The 14,153-nt window shown below is 69.2% G+C and carries 7 protein-coding genes and 2 pseudogenes; 7 read left to right on the top strand and 2 right to left on the bottom strand.

Features of this window, described 5'->3' with window-relative positions; all coding sequences use genetic code 11:
• The first annotated feature begins 51 nt into the window (after window positions 1-51).
• Window positions 52-696 (top strand): dihydrofolate reductase family protein, encoded by a 645-nt coding sequence (locus K7396_RS05115; RefSeq protein WP_086716369.1) that lies wholly within the window; start codon window positions 52-54, stop codon window positions 694-696.
• 302 nt (window positions 697-998) lie between these two features.
• Here the strand turns inward: K7396_RS05115 and K7396_RS05110 are convergent.
• Window positions 999-1,652, bottom strand: a pseudogene (locus tag K7396_RS05110) (flavodoxin family protein); the annotation flags it as partial.
• Between the two features lie 469 nt (window positions 1,653-2,121).
• Between K7396_RS05110 and K7396_RS05105 the strand changes: the two are divergent.
• Window positions 2,122-2,418 (top strand): hypothetical protein, encoded by a 297-nt coding sequence (locus tag K7396_RS05105; RefSeq protein ID WP_086716364.1) that lies wholly within the window; start codon window positions 2,122-2,124, stop codon window positions 2,416-2,418.
• 27 nt (window positions 2,419-2,445) lie between these two features.
• On the opposite strand, the gene K7396_RS05100 is transcribed toward K7396_RS05105, so the two are convergent.
• On the bottom strand, window positions 2,446-3,504 hold the full coding sequence (locus K7396_RS05100) for a PucR family transcriptional regulator (protein WP_086716362.1): 1,059 nt from the start codon (window positions 3,502-3,504) through the stop codon (window positions 2,446-2,448).
• 246 nt (window positions 3,505-3,750) lie between these two features.
• Between K7396_RS05100 and K7396_RS05095 the strand changes: the two genes are divergently transcribed.
• The 5 genes and pseudogenes from K7396_RS05095 (at window position 3,751) to K7396_RS05075 (ending at window position 14,037) form a co-directional block, all read left to right on the top strand.
• Window positions 3,751-4,260 carry a hypothetical protein gene (locus tag K7396_RS05095; protein ID WP_223659655.1) on the top strand — a complete coding sequence of 170 codons (510 nt, stop codon included), beginning with the start codon at window positions 3,751-3,753 and terminating at the stop codon, window positions 4,258-4,260.
• A 165-nt stretch (window positions 4,261-4,425) separates the two neighbouring features.
• The gene (locus K7396_RS05090) at window positions 4,426-6,492 is read left to right on the top strand and encodes a flotillin family protein (RefSeq protein WP_107421146.1); all 2,067 of its coding nucleotides are present in this window, start codon (window positions 4,426-4,428) and stop codon (window positions 6,490-6,492) included.
• Between the two features lie 76 nt (window positions 6,493-6,568).
• Window positions 6,569-11,488 (top strand): annotated as a pseudogene (locus tag K7396_RS05085) (DNA repair ATPase).
• Window positions 11,489-11,649: 161 nt separating this feature from the next.
• Complete coding sequence (locus K7396_RS05080) at window positions 11,650-12,111, top strand: CBS domain-containing protein (RefSeq protein WP_086716360.1); 462 nt, start codon at window positions 11,650-11,652, stop codon at window positions 12,109-12,111.
• A 627-nt stretch (window positions 12,112-12,738) separates the two neighbouring features.
• Window positions 12,739-14,037: an ArsB/NhaD family transporter gene (locus K7396_RS05075; RefSeq protein WP_086716356.1), complete on the top strand. Its 1,299-nt coding sequence runs from the start codon at window positions 12,739-12,741 to the stop codon at window positions 14,035-14,037.
• Window positions 14,038-14,153: the final 116 nt, after the last annotated feature.

The raw sequence follows: 14,153 nt of genomic DNA, 5'->3' as shown, positions 1-14,153 counted from the left end.
TTCCCGGATCGGCACGTCCTACCACCGTTGTCGACAACACAGGAGGAACACGTGGCTCAGCTACTGAGAGTCCAGAACTTCAATGTCTCGAGTGACGGAATCGGGGCCGGTGAGGACCAGACCCTGGAGAGGCCGTTCGGTCATGTCGAGCCCGAGAGGCTGTTCGCCTGGGCCGGCGCCACGGCGAGCTGGCCCATGCGGACTGACCCCGGGGGCAGCAGGGGCCTCGACGACTACTTCACCCGGGACTTCGCCCGCAACATCGGCGCCGAGATCATGGGCCGCAACAAGTTCGGGCCCCAGCGCGGGCCCTGGCACGACCATGACTGGCAGGGCTGGTGGGGGGACGAGCCCCCGTTCCACACCCCGGTGTTCGTCCTGACCCACCACCGGCGTCCTTCGTTCACGCTGTCCGACACCACGTTCCACTTCGTCGACGGCGACCCGGCCACGGTCCTCGAGCAGGCCCGGGAGGCGGCACAGGGCAAGGACGTCCGACTCGGCGGCGGAGTAACCACCATCCGGGAGTTCCTCGACGCCGACCTCGTCGACACCCTGCACGTGGCGGTCTCACCGACGCAGCTCGGGTCCGGACTACGACTCTGGGAGTCCCCCGATGAGCTGCTCGACCGGTTCCACCTGGATGTCGTGCCCAGCCCGAGCGGGGTGACGCACCACTTGTTCTGGCGAAAGTGACCGGATCTCAGGGCGGCCCCGGCCGGCGGTTGCGCCTCCGGGGGCTGACCTGAGGCCGTTGAGTCGCCTTCGGGCGGTCAGCCGCCTCTGGCTTTTCCCGGGTCGGGCCCGGGTGGAGGCGAGCCGGATGCCGGGACTACTGGCAAGTCCGCTTCTGCGGGGCCGGGACGCGGCAACGCATTCCGGCTGCCGGACACCCCAGGGTGTGGTGGCCGTGGTGTCGTCAGCGGAAACCCTGACGATCCCCGCGGTGGTTGGCGTCCCTGCAGACGGATGCCTTCGTGGTACGGCCGCCCACCACGCTACCGGTGTTCCGGATTTTCATAGTCATGACGGCAGCCGGCATCCCACGCGGTGCGCTGGTTGCCGTATGCGGGGATTCCGCCGGCGTCCTTGAGCATCCTGGCCAGGTGCAGCAGGTTCCAGGTCATGAAGGTGGTGTTGCGGTTGGTGAACTCGTTCTCCGGGCCGCCCGAGCCGGGGTCGAGGTAGGAAGGACCGGGGCCCGCTTCGCCGATCCAGCCGGCGTCGGCCTGAGGGGGGATGGTGTAGCCGAGGTGCTGGAGGCTGTAGAGGACGTTCATGGCACAGTGCTTGACGCCGTCCTCGTTGCCGGTGATCAGACAGCCGCCGGCCCGCCCGTAATAGGCGTACTGGCCGGACGTGTTGAGAAGGCTCGAGCAGGCATAGAGGCGTTCGATCACCTGCTTGGTCACGGAGCTGTTGTCGCCCAGCCAGATCGGGCCGGCCAGCACGAGGATGTCGGCTGCTTTGACCTGCTCGTACAGGCCTGGCCAGGCGTCGGTCTGCCAGCCGTGTTCGGTCATGTCCGGCCAGACTCCGGTGGCGATGTCGTGATCGACGGCCCGTACGACATCGACGTGGACGCCCTGCGCCTCCATGATGCCCCGGCATTGGTCAATGAGCCCCTGGGTGTTGCTCCGTTCCGGCGACCGTTATCGCCGGCCTCTGTGCGCCGGTAGACCACCCGGCGGCCGACCCGTGTCCCGACGACCAGGTCCGTGAGGCGCAGGGCTGCCAGATGGCCGCCGATGGTGCTCAGTGACTGGCGGAGCTTCACGGCCGGTTCACTGCTGGTCGCCGGGCGTTCGAGTGCACGGAGGAGGGCCGCGCGGCCGGTGCCGATCAGCCGCTCCAGGGTGTGCGCCGACTGGTGGCGCGCGGCCGTCGCGACGCCTCGGGCGGTACCGGCGATCTCGGCATCGTCCTCGGCGCCTTCACCGCACCGGCGCTGCGCGGCATCCTGCCTTACCTCGTCGACCGCGACCGGCTCAGGCAGGTCAATGCGTTGCTCGGAGCGGTGCGCAACGGGACCAAGATCCTCGGGCCGGGGGCTGTCCGGTGTCCTCGTCGTGGGCACGGGCTGCGGCCCCGCTCTGGCCTTCGACGCGGTGACCTGCCTGGGTGCAGACCGGTACCTGGCAGATCCTGGGACCGGCGCTGACCGAGCAGATCAGTGGGAAGGCGATGTGGGGGCCTGTGCTCAGCGTGCGTGGCATCGGCCTGCTGGTGATGAGCGCGGTGATGTACCGGCTGGTGGTCGGCCACCTGCTGCGGCTGGGGCAGCTGATGAGTGCCCTCGGAGCGCTGCCCCTGCTCGCGCTCGGTGCGCATCTGACCCCCGTGGTTGCTTGCCGGAGCGTTCCTCGCGGGGCTGGGCTTCGCCGCGTCCGGCATCGGTGGGAGACCTCCGGTGAATGAGCATCGCTTGGGTGCGGCGTACGGCTTTCACAGGGTCTTGGCCGGCCAGTCGAGCAGGCGGGCGCCAATGACGGCTGTCTGGAGCATGTAGCGGTGGTCGGGATCGGCGGGGTTGGCGCCGGTCAACTGGTGGATGCGCTCCAGGCGGTACGTCAGTGCGCGCACGCTCAGGGACAGCCGGCGGGCTGCTTCGGCTGCGATACAGCCGGAGTTGAAGTAGGCGGTGAGGGTGTCCAGGAGGGGCTGAGGTCCGCCGCGGGCGGTGGTGAGGGGGCCGAGTGCGCTGTGGACCAGGTCGGCCATGGCCTGCCGGTCGCGGGTGAGGACGGGGTAGACGAGCAGGTCGGCGGAGCGCAGCACGGGGGCGTCGAGTTCCATGCGGTCGGCGAGGTCGAGGGTGTTGAGGGCTTCCTCGTACGACTGGACCACCCCGCCGGGCCCCGGCTGGGGGCGGCCGATGGCGACCCGGCCGCCGTCCGTTGCCGCGTACGCCTGTTTGGCGAAGTGGAGGAGGATTTCAGCCTGGTCGCCGGGTGCGATGCACAGCATGCGGCCGCCTTTGGTGGTCAGCAGGATGCTGCGGTCGCTGAAGCGGGCGATGAGGGACCGCTCCACGCGCCGCAGCACCGCGTCGCCCTCGTCGTACGCGGCCGGTCCTTGTGCCACGGCGACCGCGTGGGCGTGGGAGAGGCGCAGGCCGAAGCGTTCGGCGCGCTCTGCCAGGCGCCCGAGGTCGCTGCGGCCGTAGAGGAGGTCGTCGATGAACTCGCGGCGGGCGGCTTCCTCTTGGCGAACGGCCAGCCGCTGGGCTCGCTCGTACCCCTCGGCCAAGGCGTCGACCGCCTGCTGCACGGCCGCGAGCACACTGTCCACCGAGGCGGGGGCGTGGGGCCAGGCGACGCGGGTGGCTGCGAGGTGTCCGCTGACGAGGGCACGCAGGCCCAGGCCGGCTTCGGCAGCCTGTTCTCCGAGGCCACGGCGAGAGGTGAGCTCATCGCGGGTCAGCCGTCGGCCGGTCACGGAGACGTCGGCCAGGATCTGTGCGTAGCCCGCCAGATAGTGCTCGGGTATTTCGTACTCCGCCACAGTTCCCCGGATTCTTGATGTGTCGGTGACGCTTTCTTAGCGGCAACCTGGCATGCAGACCCTAATGAAGATTGCCGGGAACCGGCAATGCGGGGGCGGTGATCGCGAAGGCAGGATGGTGGTGGGGGAGCACAGGGGACGGTCCCGGTGCCGGATACCGGCAGGCACAGCGTGCCGCGGGACCGTCTCCCCTTGCTGCCGAAGAGTCGGGGCGCAGACCGGAAGAGACGATCGGGGAGGACGGGCATGGGGAGGTTTCTCGCCGCGGCCGCAGGCTTCCCCACCCTGGTGTTCACCAGTGCCCTCGTCATGGCGGTGGTCTTCTGGCTGCTGGTCGCCGCCGGCGTGACGGAGTCCGGCAGCTTCGATGCGGACGTGGACCTCGATGCCCGGGGCTTGGGGGGAGTGCCGGTCACGGTCGCCTTCTCCACGATGACGGTGCTCGCCTGGACCGTGAGCGTCAGCGGCACCGTTCTGCTGGATCCGGTCGTCTCGCCGGGCGTGGGCCGCGTACTGGTGCGCCTTGCCGTAGCGGTTGCGGCGCTCCTCGTCGCCTGGCGCGTGACCCGGTTGCTCGTACGCCCGTTGCATCGCCTCTTCCCCGACAGACCCGCGCCGCCCCGCGCCGACTCCGTCGGGCTGACGTGCACCATCCGCACGAGGCGGGCGGATACAGGGGCCGGCCTGGTCGAGGCCACCGCCCGGGACGGCTCCACCGCAACGCTCCGGGCCACCGGTGGGGCACAGAACCTCTGACGTACGGCAGCACCGGACTGTTGCACGCCTACGACGACACCGGCGAGTACTTCTGGGGCACACGCCCCATGACGTGGCACTCGCCCCCCGCGCCACGCCGCCTGAGTCCGCGGACCGGCGCGTCCGCTGCACCCTTCCCTTCCTCATTCCTCAAGGACGTTTCCTATGGATGCCACCACTGTGGGCATCGGTGCGCTCGTAGCCGTTGTCCTGCTCATAGCCGTCGCTGTGCTGCTGGTCTTCTCCCGTCTGTTCCGCAAGGTGGAGCAGGGCAAGGCGCTGATCGTCTCCAAGATGCGGAAGGTCGATGTGACCTTCACCGGGCAGGTCGTCCTGCCGGTGCTGCACAAAGCCGAGGTGATGGACATCTCGGTGAAGGCCATCGAGATCACGCGGACCGGGCGGGACGGTCTCATCTGCCGGGACAACATCAGGGCGGATATCCGCATCTCGTTCTTCGTACGCGTCAACAAGACCGTCGAGGACGTCATCAAGGTCGCCCAGGCCGTCGGAACGCAGCGGGCCAGCGATCAGACCACGATGCAGGAGCTGTTCCACGCGAAGTTCTCGGAGGCGCTGAAGACGGTCGGCAAGCAGCTGGACTTCACCGACCTCTACACCAAGCGCGAGGAGCTGCGGTACCGCATCATCGAGGTCATCGGCGTCGATCTGAACGGCTACCACCTGGAGGACGCGGCGATCGACCACCTGGAGCAGACGCCGCTGAGCCAGCTCGACCCGCACAACGTCCTCGACGCCCAGGGCATCCGGAAGATCACCGAGCTGACCACGGTCGAGCACGTGCGCACCAACGAGTACCAGCGCACCGAGGAGAAGGAGATCACCCGGCAGAACGTCGATGCCCGGGAGGCCATCCTGGAGATGGAACGCCGGCAGGCCGACGCCGAGATCAAGCAGAAGCGGGAGATCGACACCTCACGGGCCCGTGAGGAGGCCGAGACGGCGCGGGTGGTGGAGGAGGAGCGGCTGCGGGCACAGGGGGCGTTCCTGCGCACCGAGGAGCAGTTGGGCGTGCAGCGTGAGAATCAGGCGCGCGAGGTGGCGGTCGCCGCGAAGAACCGCGAGCGGGTCATCGCCGTCGAGAGCGAGCGCATCGAGAAGGACCGGCTGCTGGAGGTCATCGCACGGGAGCGGGAGACGCAGCTGACGCGGATCTCCGCGGAGAAGGAGGTCGAGGCGGAGAAGCGAGAGATCGCCGAGGTCATCCGGGAGCGCGTCGCGGTGGACCGTACGGTCGCCGAGCAGGAGGAGTCCATCAAGAAGCTGCGCGCCGTGGAGGAGGCGGAACGCGGTCGGCAGGCCGTCATCATCGCCGCCGAGGCACAGGCTCAGGAGAAGCTGGTCAAGGACATCAAGGCCGCCGAGGCCGCCGAACAGGCCGCCACCCACCGGGCGGCGGAGGAACTGACGCTGGCCGAGGCCCGGCTGAAGTCCGCAGACCTGACCGCGCGGGCCAAGGTGCGGCTGGCCGAGGGCGTCCAGGCCGAGTCGGCGGCGGAGGGCCTCGCGGCCGTACAGGTCCGCGACAAGGAGGCCGAGGTCATCGAGAAGGCCGGTCGCGCCGAGGCCGAGGTCACCGAGGCACGGCTGCGTGCCGAGGCCGAGGGCGTACGGGCGAAGGCCCTCGCCGAGGCCACGGCGATCGGTGAGAAACTCAAGGCCGAGGCCCAGGGCCTGACCGAGAAGGCCGGCGCGATGGCCGCTCTGGACGAGGCGTCCCGAGGTCACGAGGAGTACCGGCTGCGGATCCAGGCGGAGAAGGAGATCCGGCTGGCCGGCCTCGACGTCCAGCGCCAGGTCGCCGAGGCACAGGCCACGATGATCGCGACCGGGCTGGAGAACGCCGACATCAGCATCGTCGGTGGCGAGTCGGTCTTCTTCGACCGGCTGGTGTCGTCCATCGCGCTCGGCAAGGGCGTCGACGGTTTCGTCCAGCACTCCGAGACGGCGCAGGCCCTGGCCAAGCCCTGGCTGGACGGTTCGGCGAACTTCACCGAGGACCTGAGCCGGATCCTTGGCTCGGTGTCGACGGCCGATGTGCAGAATCTGACCGTCTCCGCCCTGCTGATGAAGCTGATGAAGACGGGCGACGCCGCCAACGCAGGTCAGCTGCGACAACTGATGGACAAGGCCGGCGAACTGGGCCTGGCCGACCTGCCCCTGACCACCTCCGGAGGAGCCCTCGGCACCAACGGTGCCATCAAAGCCTGATAACCCGCGTCGACCGGAGCTGCCGCACAGGGGACGGCAGCTCCGGTCCGCACCTCCGCGAAGGGAACCGCACCCCATGGCCATCGGGGCAACCGGCCTGGACACCGCTACGTACGAGGTCCTGCGCGAGCGGCTCGCCGCACACGCCGCCGAACTCGGCCGCCGGGCCGAGGAACTCAACACCCGCCGCATCGCGGAATTCGGCTCGACGCGGCTCGAACTCACCGGCACCGAGCGGCTGCACACCGAGCACACCTGCCGGCCCCGCGACATCGTCGCCCTCGGCGACGCCCTTCTCTTCGGATACGGCACTCTTCCCGCAGCCGTGTCCGGGAGGTCTGTGGACGAGGTCTTCGCGCTGTACGACCGTGACCTGAAACGGCTCGGAGAGGACGCCGTCCCCGGTCTCCTCGACGACTCCGGTTTCGTACGGGAATTCGCCGCCCTCCACCGCTACTACCGCGAGACCCGGCTCCTTCGGCTGCGGCGGGTCGAGGGCAGGCTTCTCGCCGTCTTCCGGACCGGCGAGAAGGCCGACGACATCCGGGTACTGCGCTGGTCCGTGTCCGACGACGGCCGGATCTCCTTCCTCGATGCCCGCGGGGAACGCGATCATGTCCTGCCTGCCGCGCACGACTTCGAGTGGACCGAGGCGACCCGCGAGGACCACATTCCCGGCCGCCATCCGCACATCTCCATCCGGGGAGAGGTCTTCGTCGCGACGGACGGCGGAACCCTGACCGTCAAGGCGGCGAACGACACCGGCACCGGAGAGGGCATCCACACCGAGCCGGTCGACGAGCCGCTGCAGTCACTCGCCGATGCGGACGTCGCCCATGCGCGCGTGGGCGACCTCCTGCTGCTGCGGATCAGCCCGTACAAGGAATCCACCCCTCGTCACCTCGTCGTCAACACCCTCACCAAAACGGTGGTGCGCCTGGACGGCATCGGGCAGGCGTGCCGCCGTCTGCCCGAGGGCCAGGGGATCGTCTTTCCGGGCGGCTACTGCCTGGCCTCCGGCGCGTACAAGACCTTCGATGCGGACGCCGCCGGCCTGGAGTTCGAGCAATCCGTACGCTCGCCCAACGGCGAGGACCTGCTCTTCACCTTCCACGCACGGACCGAGGGCCACAGCCTGCTGCTGACCTACAACCTGATCCGCAAGGAAGTCACCGCCCCGCTTTCCTGTCGCAGTTGGGCGCTCTTCGACGACGGCACGCTGATGGTGCTGCAGCGCGGCTCCGGTGACGAACCGGGCCGGGTCCACCCCCTCCAGCTCTGGCGCACTCCCTACGTCTCCGACACCTACGCCGCCCGGCCCGTCGGCACCGGACCTTCCCCAAGTTCTCCACTTCGTACGGACAGGGGAGACCCCCTTGCCCGGGTCGGCAACGCCGACCTCGTACGCGGCATTTCCGACTGCCTATCCCTCACGCACGCTGTGGCCGAGACCACCCCGACGACCGAGGTGTACAAGGCACTGATAGCCGGTTGCGTCCGTACCGCCGACGCGCACCACTGGCTCGGCGACGACGCGCTGGGCGGTCTGCGCACCCCCCTGGACGCGATGCGGAACACCGCCGAACAGGTGCTCGGCGAATTCGAGACCGTCCAGGCGCTGACCCGGCAGGCCGCCGATGCGCTCGCCGAAGCAGACGTCCGGATCGCGTCGGTGGTGCGCCGCCTGCGCGGCGAGGCCCCCCGCGACGCCGGTGCCTGGGTCACGGGACTGACCGAGCTGCGGCAGGCCCAGGGCCATCTGCTCACCCTCAAGGACCAGCCGTACGCGGACACCGCCCGTATCGACGAACGCGCCGCTGACATCGAGACGGACCTGGCGGCATTCGGCCAACGCGCACTTGCCTTCCTGGCCCGCGAGGATGCCTTCACCCCTCACCACCAGGAGACGGAGCGGCTCGTCTCGGACGCGGGGAAGATCACCGCGGTCGCCGAGGCAGCACCCGTCACCGCCCGGATCGACGAGCTGACCGACGGGCTCCGGACCGTCACCGAGGTCGTCGTCGGACTCGACATCGGCGATGCCACGGTCCGCACCTCCGTCCTGGGGCGCATCGCGGAAGTACTGGGCGGCGCGAACCGCGCCCGCGCCACGCTCGACGCCCGCCGCCGCGAACTCGCCGACCACGAGGGCCGCGCCGAATTCACCGCGTAATGCGCCCTGCTCGCCCAGACCGTCGCCGGGGCAATCGCCGTCGCAGACACCCCGGAGGCATGCGACGAGCAACTGACGCGCGTCCTCGTAGGGCTGGAGGAACTGGAGTCCCGGTTCGCCGAGTCCGACGACTTCCTCGGTGAACTGACGGACATACGCACCGAGGTCCACGAAGCCTTCTCCGCCCGCAAGCAGACCCTTGCCGACGCCCGCTCCCGCCGCGCCGAGCAGCTTGCCACCGCGGCGACACGGGTCACGGCGACCCTCGGACGCCGGGCTGCCGCGCTCGCGGACGCCGACGCGGTCGCCACGTACTTCGCCTCCGACCCGATGGTGACCAAGGCCCGAGGTATCGCGGTGGAGCTCCGCGAACTCGGCGAGGAGGTACGGGCGGAGGAACTGGAGGGGCTCCTGAAGACCGCCCGCCAGGATGCCTATCGCGCCCTGCGTGACCGCACCGACCTCTACGCCGACGACGGCCGGACCATCCGCCTGGGCCGCCACCGCTTCGCCGTCAACACCCAGCCCCTCGACCTCACACTCGTCCCCCGGGGAGACGGACTCGCCTTCGCCCTGTCCGGTACCGACTTCCGCTCACCGGTCACCGACCCGGACCTCGCCGCCACCCGCCCGTACTGGGGGAGGCTCCTGCCCTCCGAGTCCCCCGACGTCTATCGCGCCGAACACCTCGCGGCCCGTCTGCTGGACGAACACGGCCCGGCCGCCCTTGCCGGGGCCGACCTCGCCGCCCTGGTACGGCAGGCTGCCGAGGAGTCGTATGACGAGGGATACGAACGGGGCATCCACGACCATGATGCGACCGCGATCCTGGCCGCGCTGCTCCGTCTGCACGACGGCGCCGGCCTGCTGCGCCACCGCCCCGCCGCCCGGGCCGCCGCCCACTTGTTCTGGGCGCACGAGCCGACCGACGAAGCCCGCGAAGTCTGGACCCGCCGGGCCGCATCGCTCGCCCGCGCCCGGAAGACATTCGGCCCGACACCGGCGATCGCCGAACTCCAAGCGGAGCTCGCCGGTGCGATCGGCGGGGAGGAGGCAGTGTCCGCCGCTGAATACCTCTTCGACGAGCTGATCTGCGGTCCCGACGGCTTCGTCCTCAGCGCAGGCACCCGCACGCTGCTCGACACCTTCCGCCGCACGGTGGGCACCTCGGCGTACGACGAGGACCTGACCGCCCTCGACGACCTGACCGCACGCCGTCAGCTGGTCGAGGCGTGGCTGTCCTCCTACACCGTCGCCACCGGCAGCGGCACCACCGCCGGTGACCTGGCCGAGGCCGTGGCCGCGGAGCTGTGCCCGGACCTGAGGCGCTACGAGTCCGACGCACCGCTGTCCGAGACCGTCGAAGGGCTGCTCGGCACCCACCCCCGGATCACCGGCCGCGCACTCACGGTCCGGATCGACGAACTGCTGGCCCGCACCCGCGACTTCCGTGTCCACGACGTCCCCGGGCACCGCGCCTACCAGCGACGGCGCACCGCCTTGGTGGCCGCCGAGCGATCCCGGATCCACCTGGACTCCTACCGGCCCCGGGTGATGTCCTCCTTCGTCCGCAACCGGCTCATCGACGAGGTCTACCTCCCCCTCATCGGCGACAACCTCGCCAAACAGCTCGGCACCACGGGTGACGCCAAGCGCACCGACACCGGCGGACTGCTGCTGCTCATCTCACCGCCCGGATACGGCAAGACGACGCTGATGGAGTACGTCGCCGACAGGCTCGGCCTCGTCCTGGTCAAGGTGAGCGGGCCGGCACTCGGCCACTCCGTCACCTCCCTGGACCCGGCCGCAGCCCCGAACGCCACCGCCCGCCAGGAGATCGAAAAGATCAACTTCGCCCTGGCGGCAGGCAACAACACCCTCCTCCACCTGGACGACATCCAGCACACCTCACCCGAGCTGCTCCAGAAGTTCATCCCGCTCTGCGACGCCACCCGCCGCATCGACGGCGTCCGGGACGGCGAGCCCCGCACCTACGACCTGCGCGGCAAACGCTTCGCGGTCTGCATGGCGGGCAACCCCTACACCGAATCCGGCGGCCGCTTCCGGGTGCCCGACATGCTGGCCAACCGCGCCGACGTCTGGAACCTGGGCGAGGTACTGACCGGCAAGGAGGAGGCCTTCGCCCTCAGCTTCATCGAGAACACCCTCACCGCGAACCCGGTGCTGGCTCCGCTCGCCGGCCGGGACCGGGGTGACCTCGACGTCCTCATCCGGCTCGCCACCGGCGACCCGACTGCCCGCGCCGACCGGCTCACGCACCCGTACGTTCCCGCGGAACTGGACCGCGTCACAGCCGTGCTGCGGCACCTGCTCGCCGCCCGTGCCACCGTTCTGGCGGTCAACGACGCCTACATCGCCTCCGCCGCACAGACCGACACCACCCGCACCGAACCGCCCTTCCAGCTCCAGGGCTCCTACCGCAACATGGCCAAGATCGCCCAGCGCATCCAGCCGGTCATGAACGACGCGGAACTGGCGGCCGTCATCGACGACCACTACACCGCCGAAGCCCAGACCCTCACCAGCGGAGCCGAGGCCAACCTGCTGAAGCTGGCCGAACTGCGCGAAACCCTCACTCCGCAACAGGCCGTCCGCTGGGCAGAGCTGAAATCCTCCTACGTCCGGGCCCAGAAGCTCGGCGGCACGGAGGACAACCCGACCGTCCGGGCCATCACCGCTCTCGGCCTCCTCACTGACCGGGTCGACGCCGTCGCGTCGGCCGTTCACGGGGCAGCCGATCCTCGCCACCGAACAGCCAACTCCACAGCCCTTGGGCACATATCCAGGTCGCCCGCCGGGTGAAAGACCGGCGCCGCTGCTGTGGCGCGTTCGATGCCCTGTCCGGCACCACTCGCCGCGCCGTCGGTGCCCCCGGCCGCCCGGTTGTATGGTGCCCCATGCCGTCCCGGCGCCGCTTTTGTGACGCCGAAGGCCGGTACCTCAGGGCGAGACAGGAGCCGATCGTGCGGGCACGTGACCTGGCAGTGCAATATGAGACAGTCGGTCTCCACAGCGAGGCTCTGGACGCGGCCCGGCTGATGGCCGAACACCGACTGCCCGGCCTGCTGGTGGTGGACGAGAAGGGCGCGCCGGCGGCGGTCCTGCCGGCCTCGCAGATGATCAAAGTCCTGGTGCCCGGCTATGTCGTGGAGGACCCGACCCTTGCTGCGGTGGTGGACGAGCCCCACGCCGACCGGCTGTGTCAGGCGCTGTCCGGGCGCACCGTACGGGACTGCCTGCCGAGTACGGCGCCCACGCCACCGGTCGCGGCACCAGACGACACGGCACTGGAGGTGGCGGCTCTGATGGCGCAGGTCCGCAGTCCGCTCGTGGCGGTCGTGGACAAGAACGAGGGCGGTGTACGGCTGCTCGGTGTGATCACCGCGTCCCATCTGCTGGAGCGGCTCCTGCTCGCCGTATCCTGACGGCCGACCCGAAGAGTGGCGGGGGCGCTTCTACCCGTTGTCGGCAGGCCGTAGCCCGGCTGACCGGCAGCGCTCCCGGTTGCCGGGCTGGCCGATGACATCTCGCTCATTGCCGGGGCCCGGCAAGCTTCCGTTCCCCAGGGTGCCCGTTAGTGATCTGTCAAAGAACCATCAAGAATCGGTAAGCTTCCGCACGGTGTGCCGGGAAGTCTGGTCGGCGAGCAGGGGATCACTCTCTCTTCCGATCGGGGGCTTGCGTCGTGGTGCTCGTGATGGTGTTCGGTGCCGAGCGCATCTCGCCCGATGCGAAGCGGCCTTTTGGGCAATTGGTGAGGCGCTGGCGGAGCCGGCGGAGCGGCTGGTGCTCCACTCCGGCGTTCCCCAGGCGGAGAAGGCATTCACGTTCATTGCGGTGTGCATCGGCCTCTCGATCATCGAGCACAGCTCCATGGACGTCCCGATCGCGCGCCTTCCCTCTCGACGACCTGACCGAAATCCCGGCCCCGCACGAGGAGGGAGCTGTGCACCCGAACCCGCTCACCAAGGAGAACCACGCCGGCGCGCTCAGCTGAGGGACAACCGTCCGGCTCAAGAGGACACTCAGCCGGAATCTTTCATCGGAGGACTGTGAACAACTGGCACAGCTGGGCGGCCATCGCCGTGTTCGTCGGCGCGTACGCCCTGATCATCAGTGAGAAGATCCACCGCGTCGCCGTGGCCCTCGGCGGTGCGGGACTGATGCTGGTCGTCGGGGCGACCGACGACGCGTCGGCCTTCTACTCCGCGGAGTCCGGTATCGACTGGAACGTCATCTTCCTGCTGATGGGCATGATGATGATCGTCGGCGTCCTGAAGAAGACCGGCCTGTTCGAGTATCTGGCGATCTGGTCGGTCAAACGCGCCCGGGCCAAACCCTTCCGGGTCATGGTCATGCTCGTCGTCATCACGGCCGCTGCCTCAGCCCTCCTCGACAATGTCACCACCGTCCTGCTGATCGCCCCCGTCACTCTGCTCGTCTGCGAACGCCTCGCCCTGCCCGCCGCGCCGTTCCTCATCGCCGAGGTCCTGGCCTCCAACATCGGTGGCACGGCAACACTGGTCGGCGACCCACCCAACATCATCATCGCCAGCCGGGCCGGCCTCACCTTCAACGACTTCCTGGTCCACCTAGCACCCCTCTCGGCGATCCTGGTCGTCGTCCTGGTCGCCCTGTGCCGGGTCATGTTCCGCAAGACCTTCGTCTACGACGAGGACCGGGCCGCCGAGATCATGGCGCTGGAGGAGCGCGAGGCCATCAAGAATCCGCGCCTGTTGATCCAGGGCCTGGTCGTGCTCGCCTTGGTGGTGGCCGGCTTCGTCCTGCACCCGGTCCTGCACTACGCCCCCAGCGTCGTCGCCCTGCTCGGCGCCGGCCTCCTCGTCGCCATCTCCTCAGCACAGACAAGTGAGGTACTGGGCGAAGTGGAATGGCCCACGCTCGCCTTCTTCGCCGGGCTCTTCGTCATGATCGGTGGTCTGATCGACACCGGCGTCATCAACGAGGTCTCCAAGGGTCTGGCGCATGCCATCGGATCCAACGAACTCGGCGGATCCCTCACCCTGCTGAGCGCCTCCGCGGTCCTCTCCGGCGTTGTCGACAACATCCCGTACGTCGCCACCATGGCCCCCATCACCAGCGACCTCGTCCACAACATGGGCGGCGGAAGCGACCACGTCATGTGGTGGGCCCTCGCGCTCGGCGCCGACCTCGGCGGCAATGCCACAGCGATCGGCGCCTCCGCCAATGTCGTCGTCCTCGGCATCGCGGAACGCAATCGGCAGCCCATCTCTTTTTGGCAGTTCACCAAGTACGGCCTGATCGTCACCGCGGTGACGGTCACCCTGTCCCTCGCCTACGTGTGGCTGCGCTACTTCGCTCTCGCCTGAGGCGTTCTGGACGGTCATGGCGTAAGTGCACAACAGATGCCGCTTCCGGCTTCGGGTGTACGTGGTGAGGCCGGACGTGACGCGCACCGCTACGAAGATTGCTGTGCGGGAGGCAA

The sequence above is a fragment of the Streptomyces angustmyceticus genome (assembly GCF_019933235.1).
GTDB classification, from domain to species: domain Bacteria; phylum Actinomycetota; class Actinomycetes; order Streptomycetales; family Streptomycetaceae; genus Streptomyces; species Streptomyces angustmyceticus.
This window is presented reverse-complemented; position numbering and strand designations above follow the sequence as displayed.